This is a genomic window from Lysinibacillus sp. Bpr_S20, assembly GCF_023337835.1.
Lineage (GTDB): Bacteria > Bacillota > Bacilli > Bacillales_A > Planococcaceae > Lysinibacillus.
The window spans coordinates 686,649-707,546 of sequence record NZ_JALNLQ010000001.1; the positions used below are offsets into that span (position 1 = coordinate 686,649).

Sequence of the window (20,898 nt, forward strand, 5' to 3'; positions counted from 1 at the left end):
TAGACAACAGTTATTCAAATATAAAGAATATCTAGTCTATAATTTAGACATCAGTAAAAAGGAGAAAGAAAATGAAAAAAATTATAAGTTTAGTTTTAGTTATCGCCATTTTTTTAGGTATAGGATACGGAGTAAAACGTTATATTCAAGGCCCACCACAACCAGCTAATGGAATAGTAGTTATCGGCACAGAACAAGATGTAAAGAAAGTTAAGCAGGAATATAAAAATAAAACTGAACAAACTTATGATTACAAAGCGAAGTTCATCGTAACAAAAAAATGGTGAATCAGAAAGTGAGTATTTGGTTATTAACAAAACTACTGCTAAACAATTAGTTAAGAAAAGAGTTATTAGAGCAAGAAAAGAACCAGGCAGTGTATCTACCATTTCAGAACCTGTTAAAGAAATAAAAGAATTACCTGGTTCACTAAATTTGTTCTATTCTATAAGTGATTATGATTTGGTAGATCACCAGATAGATTTGAATGGACAAATGATACCTGTAAGTTATATTAAGAATCAAATATGGATCGGATATTTGCATATGGATATTGTTATTTTAAATGACAAAACTTATGATGAGTTAGCTGACCCAGATTCCGTTATGACACTGATTCACTTAAAGGATTATAAATTTGATTATAAAGAAGATAAAGAAGAAGTAGAACAAGTTTTCAAAACAATTGAGAACGTCTATCCAGATAGCCAACGCAAAGTAAATTTTGTAGACATACAAGATTGAGTTTTAATGATGAGAGGATGAGTTATATGGAAGTTGTACGTTTAGAGAATATAACGAAAAGTTATGGAGAAGGCAATAACAGGGTAGATGCATTAAAAGGAATTGATCTTTCTATTCAGCAAGGCGAGTTTGTCTCAATCGTCGGTGCTTCTGGTTCTGGAAAAAGTACGCTGCTACATATTTTAGGTGGGTTAGATCGCCCTAGTTCTGGAAAGGTATTCATAGGGGATAATGACATATATAAATATTCAGACAATGAGCTTTCAGTATTCAGAAGAAGAAAAGTTGGGTTCATTTTTCAATTCTTTAATTTGATACCTGTATTAAATGTCCAAGAAAATATTGCTTTACCTACGTTATTGGATAGTGAATCTATAGATATGGAGTATTTAAATGAAATTATTAATATCCTAGGGCTTCAAGAACGTAAGAATCACTTGCCTTCAGAACTATCTGGCGGGCAACAGCAACGGGTTTCAATTGGCAGGGCGCTTATTAATCGTCCGCATTTGATACTTGCTGATGAGCCAACAGGTAATCTGGATACTCGAAATACGAAAGAAGTTATGGATTTATTAAGATTCACGGCAAAAAAATATAATCAAACCATTGTAATGATTACTCACGATTTAACGATAGCGTCAGCTTCAGATCGGATTATCACAATACAAGACGGTGAAATCATTTCGGACCAACGACTGACTGCGAAAGAGTCACTGACCGGAGGGAATGATTTTGATCAATAGTTATAAGCAACTAGGTACTAAGTATTTAAAAGCGAATATGAAACGAACAATTTTGACCTTGGTTGGAATCGTGCTCTCTGTAGCGTTAATTTCAACTATTGGACTGTTTATGAAAGGTTCACAAATCTCTCAAATTGAGAACGCCAAGAAGATAAACGGCATTTCTTTTCACGTTGGAATATCAAACTACGATGAGGCGATTTTAAATAAAATCAGATTTAATCCCCAAATTGAATCGTTTGGTCTAATGTCCCAGGGTGACACTGTTCCGGTTGAAGAGGTTTCTGTGCGTATAAATTTCGCGGATCATCAAGCCTTAAACTTTCTAACTTACAGCCTATTGGATGGAAAATTACCGTCCAATGCTCATGAAGCAGCTATCGATTCCTGGTTAATTCCTTTTATAAAAAAAGATCTTCGATTAGGTGACTCATTTGAACTGGATGGAAAAACATATCAACTGGTCGGTTTACTGAATAATAGCGGGTTTACACAAAAAAATAAAGAGGGGAGATTATTAACATATAAAAGTGAGTTTGCTATTGGAGAGGGAAGGATATTAATTGAAATTAACGAGAAGGCAAACTTTAATGAGGTTTTAGACGAACTTAACTCAATTACTGAGGATAATAACATTGTTATTAATACGCATTTGATTCAAGCTTTGAAACCGGAAACGAATCAATCGCTTCTGATTATGCTAGTTATCGTTGTCAGTATTGTTGTAATTTCTACAATTATTGTTATTTACAACGCTTTTCAAATCAGCGTCGTAGAGCGAATGAAGCAGTTTGGCTTGCTGAGAAGCATCGGTGCTACACGAAAACAAATTCGACAAATTGTAATGAAAGAAGCAGCCGTGCTAGCTTTCATAGCCATACCAATTGGGGTTGTATGCAGCTTATTGGCGCTTGCTATTCTCCAAGCCTTTTTCGTGATTTTAGTAGACAAAGGTTCAGATGTTTCTTTTTTCTATATAGATTGGAAGATAATCTTGGCTAGTTCGATTCTTACTCTGATAGCTGTATTAGTATCCAGTTATTTTCCTGCTTTTTTCGCAGGAAGAATATCTCCTTTGTTGGCAATTAGCAGTAGATTGTCAATAAAAAAAGAGAGAATCAAAAAACAAAATAATAAGGTGCTAAGAAAACCTTTTTCATTTCCATTAAGTATGGCCATTAAAAATGTAAAAAGAAATAAAAATCGTTATGTCGTTACTATTTTATCAATCATTATAAGTAGTGTATTGTTTATTACTTTTTCATCATTGATGGACATCGCATTTTCATCCAAACTTGTGAACGATCCGTCCAAGTCGGATCTTACAATTGAAAATAATGTTTCTTCTGAGAATCTGGAAATTTTAGAACAAATAAAGTTGATTAAAAATGTATCCGAGGTTTATGAACAAGACTTAAGTATTAAAATTGAATTGAAGGATACAAATCAATCTATCGCAACTGTTGAAGACATCCAGAAGACCATTGGAAAAAAACACTCCATTACAGTGGTCAATAACTTTGAAGAGAATAAAGCCAAAAATGAGTCAGCTCTCGTTATCAAAGTTCTTGTATATGCTTTTATTGTGGTCATTTCTTTAATTGGCAGTTTAAATATCCTTAATACGATTACTATAAGTATCATGATTAGACGAAAAGAATTGGCTGCACTAAAATCCATAGGCATGTCCCAAAGGGATTTGAAAAAAATGATTATTTATGAAGCACTGATTTACGGTTTTTCTGGAAGCTTGCAAGGCATTTTTTATGGTTGTATACTTTCATATATTTTGTACACGGCTGCATCCGGTCTCTTTAATGTTGAATGGTCGATTCCCTATAACGCTTGTTTCATTACGTTTGCTGCAGCTTTGTTAATCAGTTATTTATCTGTTCTGCTACCGCTGAGAAGAATCCAACAGGATAATATTATAGATACGATAAGAGAAGAATAATACCAAAGGCCTGGCTACGTATAGTCAGGCTATTCTGATTTGGTGGTAACTGCTAATATAGAGTGAGAGGAAGGAGAAGATATACTTGAATAAAATATTACTTGTAGAAGACGATGAAGCACTCGGTCTAGCCATTGAATTTTCATTAAGAAATGAAGGTTATGAGGTGACTAGAGCCACTAGTGTAAAAGAAGCGAAAAGTCAATTTAATGATAATACTTTTGGCTTGGCTATATTAGATATCAACCTTCCAGATGGAAATGGGTATGACTTATGTTTGCACTTCAAAAAACAAAATAATGCAACAGCTATTATTTTCTTAACAGCTCTGGATGAAGAAGCAAATGTGGTAATGGGATTAGATATTGGCGGAGATGATTATATAACAAAACCTTTTCGAGTGAGAGAACTTATGTCGAGAGTAAAAGTACAATTACGCAAACAAGCTAGATTGGAAGAAGTTTCAATGATTATAATATCTGAAAATATAAAGGTGGATATGAACCAAGTAAAGGTATATAAAAATCAAGGTATTGTTCCATTAACAACCTTAGAATATAAGCTTTTGTTAACTTTTATGAAAAACCCTCACAAAATATTAGAAAGGGATGAAATCTTACTGAAAATAACAGAAGAAGAAGATGTTTTTTTTGGAGAAAATACGTTATCTGTATACATAATGCGTTTAAGAGAAAAAATTGAAGATGACCCCAAAAATCCACAGTTTATCATAACTAAAAGAGGATTAGGATATCATTGGGACAAGGATGTGAACCGAGAATAGATGATGAAAAATACCGAATTGAAAGGTTATATGATAATACTGGTGGTTTTATTTTCTCTATTTGTGGTTTGTCAGTTAATTTCACATCAAATATTTTACAATCATTTAAAAACGGATTCTATTACAGCCTGGGGAGAAATTACCGCTAAATTGATTGAACAAAATCCTGAGAATGAAACAGAAATTATGAAGGTCTTAACAAGTAATTCTTCTGATTCAAGTGAGTATCAGGAGAAAGGGAGAGAAATCTTTAGGCAGTATGGATTATACGAAGATTTGGAGACAAAACTTTTTCCACTTTTAAATAACCATATTTCTAGCTTTAATCAAACAATATTATGGGGATTGATTGGTTTCGGATTAATGCTTTTTTTGGCAAACTATATACAATACAAGATTATTTTCAATAAAATCAAGCAACTTACTTCAACTGCTAAGAAAATAATTGATGGAGATTACTCAGTTACAATAAATGAAAATAAAGAAGGAGAAATCGCCAAATTAGCTGTTTCATTCCGCTCTATGAAAGACATAATTAGGAAAAATATGAAGGATTTACTTGTAGAGAAGGAATTTTTAGGACAAATGTTACAAGACATATCCCATCAATTAAAAACGCCACTTTCAACTATTTCCATCTATAATGAAATGTTATTGAATGAAGAATTGCCCCGTCAGCAACAAGTTCAATTATTGCAAAATAATGAAGTTCAAATTTCCAGAATGAATGTCTTAATTCAAAACTTGTTAAAAGTAGCAAAAATTGATGCCAAAGCAATTTCATTTGATAAAGAACCTTTAAACTTGGTGAATACCATTAATGAAGTTTTGAATCGTTTGGAAAATATAATCAATGAAAGGGATTTGTCAATTGACTGGGACGGGCCGAAGGAAGTAATGGTTATGCACGATAAATTATGGATGCAAGAAGCTTTGATGAACTTGCTAAAAAATGCGATTGAGCATTCCAAACATAGTGATAAAATCACAATTCAAGTTAATGATACACCGATTTATACAGAGCTCATAATTCAAGATTTTGGAGAAGGGATTGCTGCTGAAGACTTACCACATATCTTTAATCGATTCTACAAAGCAAGCACTTCTAAAAAACATGATTCTACAGGGATTGGCTTGGCTTTAACAAAAGCGATTATTGAAGCGCATCAAGCGTTGATTAAAGTTGAAAGTGAGAAAAATGCTTATACAAAGTTTACAATTACCTTTATAAAATTCTAAAATTTTTTAATTTGTAATCGATCCATGTCCATAAAAAGTTTTCTACATATAACAGAAAGGCAGTAGCAACAAGGAACAAATCCTTGTTGCTACTGCCTTTTTATGAATATCATGTAAATGCATTGCTATTTATTGGTATTTCCAATCTTCCAAACTTTTTGTTTTAGTTTTAGAAGGGATCTAATAGTTGCGGTGAAAAATTTTAATAAAATAATTAGATTGAGTAGATTCTATTATCGATATTCAAATATTCCATAGTTAAATTCGAGATTAAGTTTTTCATGATTAGGAAAAGCATTAAAAGAAGAAATGTCCGCATTTTCCGAGGAGATTACAGCAGGAGTAATGGAAACAACAATGCTTGCTAATAAGGCTGCAAAGGCAACAGAAAGTGTTGTAGAGCGTACGATAGAGCAAGAAAGCTACAATAAAGATATCCTGTATTCTGTTTTAGAACTGAACAAAATGGCAGAAGAACTTGAAAAATCCGTTTCAAAATTTGATGTAGATGGTAGTGCCGCAAATAACTTCATGTGATTTAAGATGGAAGGGTGCTCTAGGTACAAAGATTTTAGTAAGTGATATTTTAAATTGTTTAAAGTAAAATAGTAGTAAGATATGCCATAATAAACTCAACTAATCTGATTAGTTGAGTTTAATGTTTATATATAAAGCTACTAAAATATTTTAAAGAAGATGTGATGATTAATGGGGAAAATCGCCATTTTGGCAGAGAAACCATCTCAAGCAAGAGCTTATGCAGACGCATTTAAAATTAAACAAAAAGAGAAAACGTTTATTGAATTGGAACCTTGTTCTACTTTTCCTATGGGCGCAGTAATTACTTGGGCAGTTGGTCATCTTGTTGAGTTAAAGGAGCCAAAAGAATATCAAAAGGAATGGGAGAAATGGTCGCTTGGATCTTTACCTATCATTCCACAAAAATTTGAAGATAAAGTTGTCTCTAAAATGTATACACAATTTAATGCAGTCAAAAAAATTTTAAGTGATCCGCAAGTAACAATGATTTATAATTGCTGCGATAGTGAACGTGAGGGTTCAAATATCTTCTACTCACTATTAAAAATGACGAAAGTAAATAAGCCTGTAAAACGATTATGGATCAATTCATTAGAAGTTGAGGAAATTCGAAAAGGGTTTAATAATATGCAAAGTAATGAACGTGATTTGCTCATGTACCAAGAAGCAAAAACACGTCAAATTAGCGATTGGTTAGTAGGTATGAACTGCAGTCGCCTATATACGCTACTTTTACAAAAGAAAGGCTTTAAGGGTAGTATTTCCATCGGACGTGTGCAATCACCAACCGTATATTTAATTTATAAAAGGCAACAGGAAATCGAACATTTCAAACCTGAAAATTTTTATGAAATTGAAGGGGTTTTTAAAGCACAAAATGGCTTATATAAAGGAAAGGCAAAGTTAAAAACAAAAGAGCGTGCAGAGGCAGTGCAATTATTGCAACAACATGGGGTCGAACCGAAGGATACAGGTCTGATTACGAGTGTAACGAACAAAACGAAGCGTATAGCACCACCCAAACTACATGCATTATCAACATTACAAGCTGCCGCCAATAAACGCTGGAAATACAGTCCGTCGCATGTGTTAAAACTGACGCAATCCCTTTATGAGAAAAAACTCGTTTCTTACCCACGTACCGATTCACAGCTCATTACACATAATGAGTTTGCCTATTTAAATGAATCCTTGCCAAAATATCAGCAGCTCGTAGGAAAGTCATTTAATGTGATTAATCGAGGAAATAACAAACGCTACGTCGACAGTGCCAACGTTGGGGAGCACTATGCTATTATTCCAACGAAAAAAGTGCCGACCGAAAAAGCGTTACAATCTATGAATGCGGATGAGCGAAATATTTATTTTGAGATAGTCAATACGACACTCGCTATGTTTCACCAAGATTATGAATACGATGAAAAAACGATTATAACAAATGTCAAAAATTTAGAGTTTAAAACGGTAGGGAAAACAGAACTTATAAAAGGTTGGAAAGAATTGTTTTCAAGTGAAAAAGAGTTAAAGGAGCGTGAAAAGTCGTTACCTATCGTTTCCAAAGATGAGATGGTACAAAGTAAGATTTCTATTTTAGAAGGCACGACAACTCCTCCTAAGCCTTATACAGAAGGGCAACTCATTACGATGATGAAAACATGTGGTAAATCAGTTGAGGATGAAGAAGAAATCGAGGTGCTGAAATCGATTGAAGGTATTGGTACAGAGGCAACTCGGAGTGGCATTATAGAGACGATTAAAAAGCATGGATTTATTGAAGTACGAAAAAACATAGTGAGCATCACGCCTAAAGGGGAGCTTTTATGTCGATCAATTGAAGGAACACTACTTTCAAGCCCTTCTATGACGGCAAAATGGGAAATTTACTTAAATAAAATTGGTCGTGGGGAAGGCTCTGCAAAACATTTTATTGAAAGTATAGGCAAGTTTGTTAATCAATTAATCGGGGAGGTACCGCAACAGTTAGAGTCACTTACAATTGAAGCTGAGCAATTTAAACCAGCTGCTGCGAAAGATATTGTGACATGTCCGACATGTAAAGTAGGAAAAATAGGTTTGCGTAAAAGTTTTTACGGTTGCTCGAATTATAAAAATGGTTGTAAGCAAACGTTCCCAGGAAGGCTATTAGGAAAAAAACTGACTGAAAAGAACATTAATGATTTATGTAAGAGTGGGAAGACTGCTGTGATTAAAGGGTTTAAATCAAAGAATGGTAAACAATTTAGCGCGTCACTCCGTTTGGTAGAAGGAAAGATTGAATTTGAGTTTAATGAAAAGTAAAAGCGGAAGCATTAAGAAAAGAAAAAGAGTACCATTTGATCAGTTCCTTTTTAAACTGATTGAATGGTGTAATGTTATGCTACTAAATGAACGGATTAGTTGAATAACAATAATTGTAGTATGCATGAAGTTTCTGTAACACCAAATGCGAATCATTCCATATTTGTCATAGAAATAATTAGTGGTCTTCGTTTTTTTGTATTGAATTTTAGTTTTAAATAGTATAAAATTTTACAAAATTGCATATGAAAAGCTATGAAAAGAAGAGTAAACATACGGACTATCTACAGAGACCTCTGGTAGCTGAAAAAGAGGGATAGGAAATATGTTGAAACAAGCCTTTGAGCTGTGCATTGGATTTGTTTGTTGGAACAATGATGGTGCAACGTATTCTCACGTTAAAGAGATAGAGTATCGCAGGATTTATTTCCAAAGCTGTACTCGATAAGGCTTCTGCAGCAATGTAGAAATGAACTGGGGTGGCACCGCGATATGACTCGCCCCCAAGATAACTATCTTGGGGGTGAGTTTTTTTATTTTGTTTTTCAAAAAATAAAATAGGAGTGGTGTTATGTCCAGATGGAAGTATCCTTTAATACTATTAGGGGGAATAGGTATTTCAAATGTGGGTGCATGGGTTTACCTAATCGCACTAAATTTAATTATTTTGAATGAAACAGGTTCCCCATTTGCAATTGCTTTTTTATATATACTTGGTCCAATTGCAACTATATGTTCTAATGCTTGGTCAGGTAGTTTAATTGATCGGGTAAATACACGGCGACTTATGATGGGATTAGATGTTTTCAGAGCAATATGTATTGCATTAATTCCATTTTTACCTTCACTTATTTATGTTTATGTACTAGCGTTTATCATTAATATGGGAAGTGCTATTTTTCAACCTACATCTATGGTTTATATGACTAAACTTATACCAGAAAAAGATCGGCAACGATTTAATGCACTTCGTAGCTTTATCAACTCTTGTGGTTCACTAATAGGTCCTGCTATTGCTGGGATTTTATTTTGGATGGGTACCCCTTATACTGCCATTCATATTAATGCAGTGGCTTTATTTTTTTCAGCACTGATTATCTTGATGCTACCAAATGTTGATTCAGGACTCAAAGAGACTGAGGGGCAAAGATTTACATGGGATATGATAAAAACTGATTTTTTAGTTGTTTTTAATTTCAGTAAGGACGTTACCTATATCACAAAAATATATTTATTATTTAGTGGTACTACTATATTCATGACCGCAATAGATTCTCTCGAGGCAGCATTTGCTAAAGGCGTACTTTCAATATCTGACACCAATTATGGGTTTTTATTAAGTGTCTTTGGAGCTGGAATAATAATAGGATCCATTATTAATTCGTTATTTTCAAAGCAACTTGCTGTTAATCTTTTAATAGGTATTGGTACCATTTTTACCTCAATAGGATATTTAGTACTTTATAGTTCGAGTGGCTTTTTTAGTGCAGTTCCTGGTGTGTTTTTAATCGGGTTTGCTGTAACGTTTGCAAATACAGGGTATTTGACGTTCTACCAAAATCATGTTCCTGTGAAGATGATGGGAAGATTCGGAAGCATCTTTAGTGTCATTGAAGCAGGTTTCATTGTTGCTTTAACGGTTTTAATAGGTTTAGCTGCTGAATTAACTTCGATCCGTCCTGTGGGGTTAATGGGTTCATTTGCCTTCTTCTTTTTAGGGTTAGTGGCATTAAAAGCTGTATCAGGTGGTAAACGGCAGGGATATTTTAAAAAAGCTGCTTCTTCTTTAAACAGTTAAATAAAAAAGGCTTGAATCACACTATGTTATGCATTTTATTATGAGTAGAATTTTAAATAAAGGGGTCGAAGAAATGAAATATATTGAATCTGAAAAGGTCACTGAAGAAGAAAAAGAACATATTATTCAAGAGTTATTAAAATACAATCTTGATAATATTGAAGATAAGATAGTAAAAGATATTGGTCTTTTTGTAGAAGATGAACAAGGAAAAAGAGTTGCGGGGTTGATTGGTGATACACATGGAAATTGGTTAGAAGTAGAGTATTTATGGGTAAGTGAAAAACTTCGTGGACAGCATATTGGTACGGAATTGATGCGTAAAGCTGAGAAGATTGCTATTAATAGAGGATGCAAGTTTGCCGCCTTAAATACGTTTAGTTTTCAAGCACCTGATTTTTACGTGAAGCTAGGCTATAAAGAAGAATTTGTACTCAATGATTATCCACTAACGGGTAAGCGGTACTATTACACAAAAAAACTTTAAGATTCAATAGTTAATGAGAACGTTTTGGAATTCTTGTTGGTTAGGGGTATTGTTTGCTAACGGTGAACAAAATGCAATAAATATCTCAAAACCTGATAATGCTTCGAAGTGTTCAACTTCAGAGAATATAGTAACGCTTTTATGTAAGTCCAATGCAGTAACCTAACGCTTTTTTGCCAAAAGTAGAATGAATAGAAATTATAAGCTGTCAGAAATGGAAATGAAATTAGTTTTGTTTTTTAGCCACAGTTCAATAAGAAAATCTTAAAAAGCGCGAGCAATCAATTTTTAGAGATGTTGATTTTTCGCGCTTTTCTGATGTGAATTTTTTTATTTTGCTTTTAAAATATACTTACGTTTGTTTATTGATTTGACTTTAAATTTTTTCCGATATATTGGACAATCTTGCGAAGTTCAGTTGATGATGGGCGTCCAAATGGACTTGTTTGTCTTTGTTGATATAGCAGTTGTCCCTTCTCATCAACAAGGAAATAAGCTGGCTCTCCATGCGTACCATGATCCTCGTAAGGCGCATCTTCTCCGTGATAAAAAACATCATATGCTTTTAATGTATTTAACTCTTCATCGGCTAAGACGGTAAAAGAAAGGTTATGCTCATCGACCATATTCTTTAAGTTGACCAACTTATCCGTTGAAATAGTAATTAGATGAACATTCTTGCCTTCAAAATAACTTTTACTTTCTTCGAGCTCTTTTAAGTCATGAAGACAAACAGGACACCATGATCCTCTGAAAAAGATAATGAGATGCCAGCTTTTATGCTGGTTTTGATGAGATGCAAAAGAGAATTCCTCTCCATTCACTGCTGGAAGAGTGAAATTAGGTACTTTATCACGCAATTTAAATGTAGACATACTGATCCTCCTTAAAATTGAAAATTATATTGACCACTTTGTATTATTTCCTATTATAAATTAGATATGTAAAATAAAAAAACAAATCCCGAGATTCCATGATTCATTGTAGGTAAATCTTTTTCTCTAACAATTTTTATGTCATTCGTTCTTTATAGAAATTTATTTATGCAACCAAGCACAATATCATTGTTATTTTGACATTTATAAACATACTTTATTGTTGGATTATTTAAAGACAATATGGCAAACTGAATACGAAGATATATCTTAACATGATTTATCGGTACTCGGGCCCTACCCGATCACTTTTCAAGGATACCTGATCACATTCGGGTCCTACCCGATCACTTTTCAAGGATACCTGATCACATTCGGGTCCTACCCGATCAACTTTACAGGGATACCTGATCACATTCGGGGCCTACCTGATCACTTTACAGGGATACCTGTCACTTTCGGGGCCTACTGATCACTTTCGGTACCTAAGGACATGAGTATTTTTATTATGGAGATGCAGAAATGCTACTAAACTAGTTTTTAAATACGATAGTTAGGGCGTAGAAATATTGGAGGTTGTAAAATTGAGCAAAAGGAGATCGGTTGGATTAGAATTGCGCACATTATCGCTCCTAATGAGAAGGCAATTGGATCAAACCACATGTACGACAATACCGGAAAAAGATAACCTTACTGCCATGCATGGTTGGACCATTAGTTATCTTTACAAAAACCAAGATAAAGATGTCTTTCAAAAGGATTTTGAACGAGATTTTTCTATTCGTAAATCAACAGCGTCTAGAATCCTAAAATCTATGGAAAGTAATGGGTTAATTACAAGGCAATCTGTTCCCTACGATTCAAGACTTAAAAAAATTGTTTTAACAGAAGAGGCACTGAAAATACATGACAATATCATGACTCGTAGGGCGATTCTTGAACGAAAATTACTCACAGGTATCCCAGAAGAGAAACTTGACGTGTTTTTTGAAGTAATGGATGCTATGAAAGAAAATATAGAATCTTGAGGAAGATGCTATTTTTAAAGTTTTTATTTGTATATAGTTAGCATGCTAACTATATGAGGAGGAATGCAAACGTGTTGAAATTATTTAAATATCTAAAACCAAAAGAATGGACGCTTATTTTAGCTAGTATTGTGTTCATAGTAGGGCAAGTTTGGTTGGATTTAAAGTTGCCAGATTATATGTCTAAAATTACAACCCTTGTACAAACGGAAGGTAGTAAAACGAGCGAAATATGGACAACTGGAGGGAAGATGCTGTTATGTGCCCTTGGCAGTATGATATTGGCAGTCATTGTGGGCTATTTTGCGGCAAAGGTAGCAACGTCGCTTTCAAAGGAATTACGAAAAGGCGTATTTGATAAAACGCTCTCTTTCTCTATGGAGGAGATTAATGGTTTTTCAATCGCAAGTCTAATTACTCGTTCTACAAATGATATAACACAAATACAGCAAACGGTTGCGATGGGTCTTCAAGTAATGATTAAGGCGCCTATCCTTGCCGTATGGGCTATTTTTAAGATTACGGGGAAAAGCTGGGAGTGGTCAGTGGCAACCGGAGTAGCTGTCATTGTTTTACTTATTTTGATCGGCAACCTGATCATCTTTGTGTTACCGAAATTTAAAGTCGTTCAAAAAATGACAGATAATCTTAACCGCGTAACGAGAGAAAGTTTAACGGGTATTCGTGTTGTTCATGCTTATAACGCACAACAATATCAGGAAGAAAAATTTGACAAAGTAAATAAGGATTTAACGGATACAAATCTTTTCGTGACCCGACTTATGGCCCTTATGCAGCCGGGGATGGGTCTGATTATGTCAGGATTAACTCTTTCTATCTACTGGATTGGAGCGCATTTAATTAATAATGCAGAAGGTATGAATAGAATCGGTTTGTTCAGTGATATGGTCGTATTTTCATCTTATGCAATGCAAGTGGTTATGGCATTTATGCTGTTATCAATGACGTTCATTTTGCTTCCGAGAGCTGCAGTATCTGCAGCACGTATTAATGAAGTGTTAAATACACCTCAGACCATTATTGATGGAGAAAAGAAATCGTCACCTAAGGGAATCGAAGGTGAGATTGAATTCAGAAATGTTAGCTTTAAATATCCGAATGCAGAGGACTATGTTTTAGAAAATATTAGCTTTACTGCACATAAAGGCGAAACGGTCGCTTTAATCGGTTCTACAGGTAGTGGTAAGAGTACGCTAATTAATTTACTCCCAAGGTTTTACGATACTACTAAAGGTGAAGTATTCGTCGACGGCATGAATGTGAAAGAATATGCACAGGAAGCGCTTCATAACAAGATTGGTTACGTTTCTCAAAAAGTCGTATTATTTTCGGGTACGGTAAAATCGAATGTTGCTTATGGTGGCAACAGTCAGGCTCCCTCGACAGATGAGGAGATCAAAAAAGCGGTGGAAATTGCGCAAGGGAAAGAATTTGTAGAGAAAATGGATGACGAATATGATGCAGCGATTGCGCAGGGCGGTACAAATCTTTCAGGGGGACAAAAACAACGTCTTTCTATCGCCAGAGCAGTGAATCGAAATCCGGAAATCTTTATTTTTGATGATTCGTTCTCTGCTTTAGATTATAAAACAGACCGTCAACTTCGTTCTACCTTGAAAAAAGAAACGAAAGGTGCAACCTCTTTGATTGTGGCACAGCGAATAGGAACGATTAAAGATGCTGATAAAATCATTGTTCTTGATGAAGGTAAAATCGTTGGTATGGGGAAACATAGTGAATTATTGAAAACTTGTAAGACCTATCAGGAGATCGCCTATTCGCAGCTTTCAAAGGAGGAGTTGGAAAATGCGTAATACACAAACAAATAAGCCCCGAAAAGGTCCCGGTGGCCCAGGTCATATGGTAGCTCCTGGAGAAAAGCCAAAGAGCTTTAAAAAGCCTTGGGGAAAGTTGATTGCCTATTGTAAGCCTTATTTGCCAGCGATTCTCTTAGCCCTTGTATTGGCAGTTGTCGGAACAGTTTTCACGATTATTGGACCGAATAAGCTTAGTGAGATCACTGATAAAATAATGGCAGGCATTAGTGGTGAGATTGATATTACAGCTATAGGAAAAATTGGCCTGTTCCTTGCTATTTTGTATGGGTTGAGTTTTATTTTTAATTATACGCAGTCGTTTATTATGGCTACGATTACACAGCGTGTTTCCAAAAGTTTACGCACAGACATTTCGAACAAAATTGATCGATTACCATTGAAATATTTTGACTCTACAACTCATGGAGATGTGCTAAGCCGTGTCACGAATGATGTAGATATGATTGGACAGTCTTTAAACCAAAGTATTGGTTCGCTCGTAACAGCGGTTGTAATGTTCTTCGGATCCTTAATAATGATGTTCTATATAAATGTAACGATGGCACTTTCTGCAATTGCTGCAACTTTCATTGGATTTGTATTAATGTCCTTTATCATATCCAAATCCCGAAAATACTTTATACGCCAGCAGCAAGACCTTGGTAGAATGAACGGCCATATCGAAGAAATCTATTCAGGGCATGATGTTATGAAGGTCTATAACGGTGAACAAGCAGCGAAGCAAGAATTTAATGCAATCAATGAAAGTCTTTTTAATAGTGCTTGGCGCGCACAGTTTATGTCGGGCATGATGATGCCTCTCATGATCTTTATCGGAAATTTAGGATATGTTGTTGTTTGTGTCGTAGGGGCCGCATTAACAATGAAGGGTTCCATTACATTTGGTGTGATCGTTTCCTTTATGGTGTATATCCGCCTATTTACACAGCCGTTGTCTCAGTTAGCACAGGCAGCTACAAGCTTACAGTCAACTGCTGCAGCAAGCGAACGTGTATTTGAATTCTTAAATGAAGCGGAACTAGAAGACGAAAGTGAAAAGAAAACGATTTTAGAAGCTAAAGATGTCGAAGGTAATGTGGAATTTAAAAATGTTAAGTTTGGCTATACGAAAGAGAAACTGATTATTAAAGATTTCTCTGCTCAAATTAAAGCAGGTCAAAAAGTTGCCATTGTCGGACCGACTGGAGCCGGAAAAACAACGCTTGTTAATCTTCTCATGCGTTTCTATGAAGTCGATAGTGGAGAAATCATGATTGAGGGCGTACCAAATAAGTCGATTACTCGAAAAAATGTTCACGATTTATTTTGTATGGTGCTGCAAGATACTTGGCTTTTCGAAGGGTCCGTTAAGGAAAATATCATTTATAATAAAGATGATGTAACCGATGCAGAAGTGACTGCAGCTTGTAAAGCAGTAGGTCTGGACCACTTTATTAAAACCTTGCCGAAAGGTTATGACACAGTTTTAAATGATAATACAAGTTTATCTGTCGGACAAAAACAGCTGATAACGATTGCAAGGGCAATGGTTAAAAAGGCTCCGTTGCTTATCTTAGATGAAGCAACTAGTTCCGTTGATACGCGTACGGAAGCACTTATTCAACAAGCGATGGATAAACTGATGGTAGGAAAAACATCATTTGTGATTGCCCATAGACTTTCAACCATTAAAAACGCCGACTTGATTTTAGTGATGAAAGATGGAGATATTATCGAAAGCGGTAATCATGAAGAGTTACTTGCGGAAAAAGGATTCTATGCGGATCTTTATAATAGTCAGTTTGAAGATGCTTCTTGAATTTGAGTGCCGATAGACTCGCTAACGGCTACTTGGGAAGCGTGTAGCTTTGAAAAATTCATAATAAGGCATTGATAAAAATCACCTCGTTATTTTCTAAGAGGTGATTTTTTCATTGAATACTGTTGACAACGATAAATTAAAGAAGTTTCTTATTAAATTTACGGAGTGGGAATGTTCTTAAGAGCAGTCGTTCTTGTGCCTGGCCAAGCACAAAGCCAATTTCGATCCCCATTATGGCGAATCGCGAAAACTTAAAGATTGTGAAGTCTTCATGCTAATGTGCATATACTTTAATAGCGAAGACCGTTTTTTCTTGTTTAACTTTATGGCGGGTACATTTTGCAGGGCTATGGGTGCACTTCAGTGTCTCGGGTGCTCCATTTTTATTAGACTAAATGATGGAGGCGGAAATTTGAAAGATGATAATGAAGTCTTAATAGATAAAGAGAAACGAAATGATTTAAAAGTGAAGGAAGAAAGGAAAGAAGGAGAACCGACTCCGGCCTTTAAAGGGGCTTCGTGGGCAGCGCTATTAGTAGGTGTTGCATCTTATCTTATAGGTTTGTTTAACGCAACGATGCAATTGAATGAAAAGGGATTTTACTTTGCAGTTTTAGTGTTCGGACTCTATTCAGCGATATCTTTACAAAAAGCAGTTAGAGATAAAGATGAGGGAGTAGCAGTTACTCATATTTATTATGGTATTAGTTGGTTCGCGCTTATTGTATCGATTGCATTAATGGCCATCGGTTTATACAATGCAGGAAGCATTGTTTTAAGTGAAAAAGGATTTTATGGTATGGCGTTTGTTCTTAGTTTATTTGCAGCTATAACAGTTCAAAAGAATATAAGAGATACACAGAGGGCAAGAGAAAAAGGCTGAGTTATGTACCACAATGGAGCAGAATCCTACAATATGCTGGGGTTTTCATGGCTCGCCAAGGGTTCATAGCTACTAAAAAATAAGATCAAGCTGCCAAAGTCAAAGGCAGCTTTTCTTATTGATGAGAAGAATTGTTGAAAAAGATAGCGAACTTATTAGCTTAGTTAACTAAATCGACTGAAGAGGATTGGGAAAAATGGGGGAAGTATCTTCCCTCTAACAAATAGTGAATTAGTAGAATAAGTGGGGGAAATATAAAAACAGGATTTTAGAAATGAAAGAAAAGCCAACGTTTTGAAGAAACATTATTCAAAACATTGGCTTTTTATATACAGTGAAATCAAACGTTTGGCATGATGATCTTGAAAGTTCAACTGTAGCTGAATAGTTTCACCCGATTGCACCGCGTATCAATTTCTCGATATACGCTAGTGAATCGAGAAATTTTTCCTGTATTGTATATGATTTTTTTATGGAATTTACTATATGGTGCACATAGAAGGCGAAGCGGGGTTTTCATACAATGATACTAACTTGTTGACAAAGGGGGGCGTTATATGAGTAATTGCACAATATATGAGGCAATCTATAAGGCAAATGAAAAGATGTTGGATAAAGAAGTATGCTTTGATGGTTCAAATAGGAAAACATATGCAGAATTATTTGAAGATGTTGAGCGATTAGCAGGTGCGCTACAAGCTATGGGTGTACAAAAGGGAGATCACATTGCTGTAAGTTTACCAAATTGGTATGAGTTTTATATTGTTTTCTTAGCAATTGTTAAATCTGGTGCAACAATTGTCCCGTTTAATACTGCCTATAAAATAGACGAGATTCATTACATTTTACAAAATTCCCGTGCCAAAGCTTTTTTTACAACAGCTGAAAATGCTCGTAAGCTTGAAAGTGTTAAGCAAAGTTTCCAAACATTAGAGCATATTGTGCTAGTACGTGAAACGGATCAAGAAAAGCTAACATTAGAAAAATTACTACACCAAGAATTGTCATTTATAAAGCCAAATATTGAACCATCAGAGGATGATGTTGCCATTATTTTATATACGTCAGGTACAACAGGAGCTCCAAAGGGGGCAATGTTAACACATTCAAATGTATTGTACAATGCTGTCGCGATGAAAAATGCCTTGAGGGTAACGTCACTGGATGTTGTGTTAATACCGGTCCCGCTTTTTCACGTATTTGGAATAGTGGCCGGAAGCTTAGTAACACTTATTGCAAGTGCCCGAATTGTATTAATGGAAAAGTATAACGCACAAGAGGCTTTACATTTAATTGAAACAGAGCTTGTAACAATTCATCACGGAGTGCCAACAATGTTTATTTTGGAATTGAACCATCCGAATTTCGTCAACTATAATTTAACAAGTTTACGAACAGGTATTATTGCTGCTGCACCGTGTCCTGTTGAAATTATTCAGCAAATTCTTTATAAAATGCATTGCAATATTTTGGTAGCTTATGGTTTAAGTGAGACTTCGCCAGCTGTAACAGTTAGTGATTGGGAAGATAGTGACATTCAACGGTCAGAAACAGTTGGTTTAGTTATTAAAGGCACGGAATTACGAATTGTTGATGACAAGCGAAATGAGTTGCCGCGAAATAATGTAGGTGAAATAGCGGTTAAAGGGCCAGGAGTTATGAAGGGATATTTCAATGATTTACAGCGAACGAAAGAAGTATTGACTGAAGATGGATGGTTTTACACAGGAGATTTAGCAACTTTGGATGAAGAAGGGTATGTGCGGATTATTGGTAGAAAAAAAGAAATGATCATTCGAGGAGGGTATAACATCTATCCACGAGAGATCGAAGAGATATTTTACCAGCACCCAGCTGTTTTAGAAGTTGCTGTAGTTGGTTTACCAGACACAGTATTAGGTGAAGTAGTGTGTGCAGCAATTTTAGTAAAGGATAAAGCAACAGTTCAAGAGGAAGAACTTCTGAATTTTGTCCAAGAAAACGTAGCAACCTATAAATGCCCAACCAAAATTGTTATTTTAGATGAATTCCCTGTGACTGCAAGTGGCAAAATTCAAAAGGTAGAATTACAGAAAAAATTGCGAAAACAATTACAGACTGAATTACGTTGACAAGCAATAATAACTGAAATGGATCTAGAATAATAGGTTTCAATATAAAAAATTAAGGGAGGAAATAAAGTATGACAATTCAAACTATTGGGGTTATCGGCGCAGGCGCAATGGGGGCAGGTATTGCAAATTTAGCTGCATTACAAGGCTTTCAAGTTATTTTACAAGATATTGAGGAGCGTTTTTTAGAAGGTGCTTTGCAGCGTATTGAGACGTTTATGTCTAAAAGTGTGCAACGTGGAAAATTAACAGAGGAGCAAAAACAGCAAACATTAGGTCGTATTAAAACAACTACTGCTTTAGAACAATTTAATGTGGTAGATGTTGCCATAGAAGCTGTGATTGAAGATATTGAGATTAAGAAGGACGTTTTTGCAAATTTAGATCGCATTACGAGCCCAAATACAATCTTAGTATCTAATACATCATCATTTTCTATTACAGAAATTGCTGCAGAAACAAATCGTCCAAATCAAGTGGCAGGATTACATTTCTTTAACCCGGCACAAATTATGAAACTTGTAGAAATTGTAAGAGGTTATGAGACAAGTGATGTAACAGTGGCACATCTCCGTGAGTTAGTGACGGCATTAGGAAAAGAATCGATTGAAGTAAAAATTGATGCCCCTGGTTTTGTTGTGAATCGTATAATGATTCCGCAATTTATAGAAGCTATTCGAGTTTTAGAAGAAGGAATTGCGACAGCCGAAGATATAGATAAAGCCATAAAATTAGGACTAAATCACCCGATGGGACCATTTGAATTACAAGATTTTGCAGGCATAGATATAGGCTATCATGTAATGGAGTATTTTAGTAAGGAATTTAATGACGCTCAATATGCACCACCGTTATTATTAAAGCAAATGATGCGAGCAGGACGTTTCGGTAAAAAAGTTGGTGCAGGATTCTACGATTATTCTCAAAAACAAACGAAGGAAGGTGTTTTAAAATGAATTTTAAGCACTTATTGGTAAATGTTGTAGATTATGTGGCCACTATTACAATAAGCCGTCCTCCTGTAAATCCATTAAACTCTGAGGTATTTGAAGAATTAAATGAAATTATAGATGTATTAGACCGAGATGATCGTGTACGGGCAATTATTATAACTGGTAGCGGTGAAAAAGCGTTTGTTGCTGGTGCTGATATTAATGAAATGAATGAGTTGGATCTAGTTGGTGTAACGAAAATGAACAAGGTATCACGTAAAACCTTTACAACGATTGAGCATTCAACAAAGCCAGTTATAGCTGCCATTAATGGTTTAGCTTTAGGTGGGGGATTTGAGTTAGCTTTGTGTTGCGACTTCCGTATAGCGGCGGATAAAGCTAAATTTGCCTTTCCAGAATTAAACTTGGGTATTATTCCAGGTGGGGGTGGTACACAACGGTTATCTAAGATTACAGGTTTAGCTATTGCAAAAGAGTTACTTTACTTTGGTGATACAATTACTGCTGAACAAGCCTATTCGTATCACATTGTTAATAAAGTAGTGCCACAAGAAAACGTCTTAGAAGAAGCACAGGAATGGGCAGGTAGATTAGTTAAAAAGCCCCCAATTGGGCTTCAAGCATTAAAAGTTGCTGTTCAAGCAAGCGTAAATACAGATACTGAATCTGGTTTGGTGATAGAAACTACATGTTTTAATACAGCATTTGCTGCGCAAGATCGTATTGAAGGACTTGCAGCATTTATAGAAAAACGTAAACCTGTTTTCGCTGGAAAATAACAACAAAAAAGACTTATCA

At 35.2% G+C, this 20,898-nt stretch carries 18 protein-coding genes and 1 other annotated feature; of the genes, 17 read left to right on the top strand and 1 reads right to left on the bottom strand.

Annotated elements, in window-relative coordinates:
- Positions 1 to 71 precede the first annotated feature (71 nt).
- The 10 genes from MWJ95_RS03375 to MWJ95_RS03420 all read left to right on the top strand — a co-directional run bounded on the left by MWJ95_RS03375 (position 72) and on the right by MWJ95_RS03420 (position 10,590).
- Positions 72 to 287, top strand: coding sequence for a hypothetical protein (locus MWJ95_RS03375; RefSeq protein ID WP_249104257.1), 216 nt, complete (start codon positions 72 to 74; stop codon positions 285 to 287).
- Positions 288 to 303: 16 nt separating this feature from the next.
- Positions 304 to 744: a lipoprotein BA_5634 family protein gene (locus tag MWJ95_RS03380; protein ID WP_249104260.1), complete on the top strand. Its 441-nt coding sequence runs from the start codon at positions 304 to 306 to the stop codon at positions 742 to 744.
- A gap of 26 nt (positions 745 to 770) precedes the next feature.
- The gene (locus MWJ95_RS03385; RefSeq protein ID WP_249104263.1) at positions 771 to 1,490 is read left to right on the top strand and encodes an ABC transporter ATP-binding protein; all 720 of its coding nucleotides are present in this window, start codon (positions 771 to 773) and stop codon (positions 1,488 to 1,490) included.
- A complete protein-coding gene (locus MWJ95_RS03390; RefSeq protein WP_249104264.1) occupies positions 1,480 to 3,444 on the top strand; it encodes an ABC transporter permease in 1,965 nt (654 codons plus the stop codon). Before MWJ95_RS03385 ends, MWJ95_RS03390 begins: the two co-directional genes overlap by 11 nt.
- 85 nt (positions 3,445 to 3,529) lie before the next feature.
- Positions 3,530 to 4,228, top strand: coding sequence for a response regulator transcription factor (locus MWJ95_RS03395; protein WP_249104267.1), 699 nt, complete (start codon positions 3,530 to 3,532; stop codon positions 4,226 to 4,228).
- A gap of 3 nt (positions 4,229 to 4,231) precedes the next feature.
- Positions 4,232 to 5,467 (top strand): HAMP domain-containing sensor histidine kinase, encoded by a 1,236-nt coding sequence (locus MWJ95_RS03400; RefSeq protein WP_249104526.1) that lies wholly within the window; start codon positions 4,232 to 4,234, stop codon positions 5,465 to 5,467.
- A gap of 345 nt (positions 5,468 to 5,812) precedes the next feature.
- Positions 5,813 to 6,004 (top strand): hypothetical protein, encoded by a 192-nt coding sequence (locus tag MWJ95_RS03405; RefSeq protein WP_249072301.1) that lies wholly within the window; start codon positions 5,813 to 5,815, stop codon positions 6,002 to 6,004.
- Between the two features lie 171 nt (positions 6,005 to 6,175).
- Entirely contained in the window at positions 6,176 to 8,305 is a 2,130-nt protein-coding gene (locus MWJ95_RS03410; RefSeq protein ID WP_249072302.1) for a type IA DNA topoisomerase, read from the top strand.
- Between the two features lie 246 nt (positions 8,306 to 8,551).
- Positions 8,552 to 8,813 (top strand) — a binding site (T-box leader).
- 63 nt (positions 8,814 to 8,876) lie between these two features.
- Positions 8,877 to 10,103, top strand: a complete 1,227-nt coding sequence (locus tag MWJ95_RS03415; protein ID WP_249104270.1) for an MFS transporter — start codon at positions 8,877 to 8,879, stop codon at positions 10,101 to 10,103.
- Between the two features lie 73 nt (positions 10,104 to 10,176).
- Complete coding sequence (locus MWJ95_RS03420) at positions 10,177 to 10,590, top strand: GNAT family N-acetyltransferase (protein WP_249072304.1); 414 nt, start codon at positions 10,177 to 10,179, stop codon at positions 10,588 to 10,590.
- Between the two features lie 362 nt (positions 10,591 to 10,952).
- Here MWJ95_RS03420 and MWJ95_RS03425 read toward each other — a convergent pair whose 3' ends face one another.
- Complete coding sequence (locus MWJ95_RS03425) at positions 10,953 to 11,465, bottom strand: peroxiredoxin family protein (RefSeq protein ID WP_249104274.1); 513 nt, start codon at positions 11,463 to 11,465, stop codon at positions 10,953 to 10,955.
- Between the two features lie 569 nt (positions 11,466 to 12,034).
- Between MWJ95_RS03425 and MWJ95_RS03430 the strand changes: the two genes are divergently transcribed.
- The 7 genes from MWJ95_RS03430 to MWJ95_RS03460 all read left to right on the top strand — a co-directional run bounded on the left by MWJ95_RS03430 (position 12,035) and on the right by MWJ95_RS03460 (position 20,879).
- Positions 12,035 to 12,493, top strand: coding sequence for a MarR family winged helix-turn-helix transcriptional regulator (locus MWJ95_RS03430; RefSeq protein ID WP_249104279.1), 459 nt, complete (start codon positions 12,035 to 12,037; stop codon positions 12,491 to 12,493).
- A 71-nt stretch (positions 12,494 to 12,564) separates the two neighbouring features.
- Positions 12,565 to 14,328, top strand: coding sequence for an ABC transporter ATP-binding protein (locus tag MWJ95_RS03435; protein WP_249072307.1), 1,764 nt, complete (start codon positions 12,565 to 12,567; stop codon positions 14,326 to 14,328).
- Positions 14,321 to 16,150: an ABC transporter ATP-binding protein gene (locus tag MWJ95_RS03440; RefSeq protein ID WP_249104282.1), complete on the top strand. Its 1,830-nt coding sequence runs from the start codon at positions 14,321 to 14,323 to the stop codon at positions 16,148 to 16,150. The genes MWJ95_RS03435 and MWJ95_RS03440 overlap by 8 nt, the downstream gene beginning before the upstream one ends.
- 415 nt (positions 16,151 to 16,565) lie before the next feature.
- Positions 16,566 to 17,036: an inner membrane protein YiaA gene (gene yiaA / locus MWJ95_RS03445; RefSeq protein ID WP_249072309.1), complete on the top strand. Its 471-nt coding sequence runs from the start codon at positions 16,566 to 16,568 to the stop codon at positions 17,034 to 17,036.
- A gap of 557 nt (positions 17,037 to 17,593) precedes the next feature.
- Positions 17,594 to 19,147 carry a class I adenylate-forming enzyme family protein gene (locus MWJ95_RS03450; RefSeq protein WP_249104285.1) on the top strand — a complete coding sequence of 518 codons (1,554 nt, stop codon included), beginning with the start codon at positions 17,594 to 17,596 and terminating at the stop codon, positions 19,145 to 19,147.
- 71 nt (positions 19,148 to 19,218) lie between these two features.
- Positions 19,219 to 20,103 (top strand): 3-hydroxyacyl-CoA dehydrogenase family protein, encoded by an 885-nt coding sequence (locus MWJ95_RS03455; protein ID WP_249104287.1) that lies wholly within the window; start codon positions 19,219 to 19,221, stop codon positions 20,101 to 20,103.
- Complete coding sequence (locus MWJ95_RS03460) at positions 20,100 to 20,879, top strand: enoyl-CoA hydratase/isomerase family protein (RefSeq protein ID WP_249104290.1); 780 nt, start codon at positions 20,100 to 20,102, stop codon at positions 20,877 to 20,879. The genes MWJ95_RS03455 and MWJ95_RS03460 overlap by 4 nt, the downstream gene beginning before the upstream one ends.
- The last annotated feature ends 19 nt before the right edge of the window (positions 20,880 to 20,898 follow it).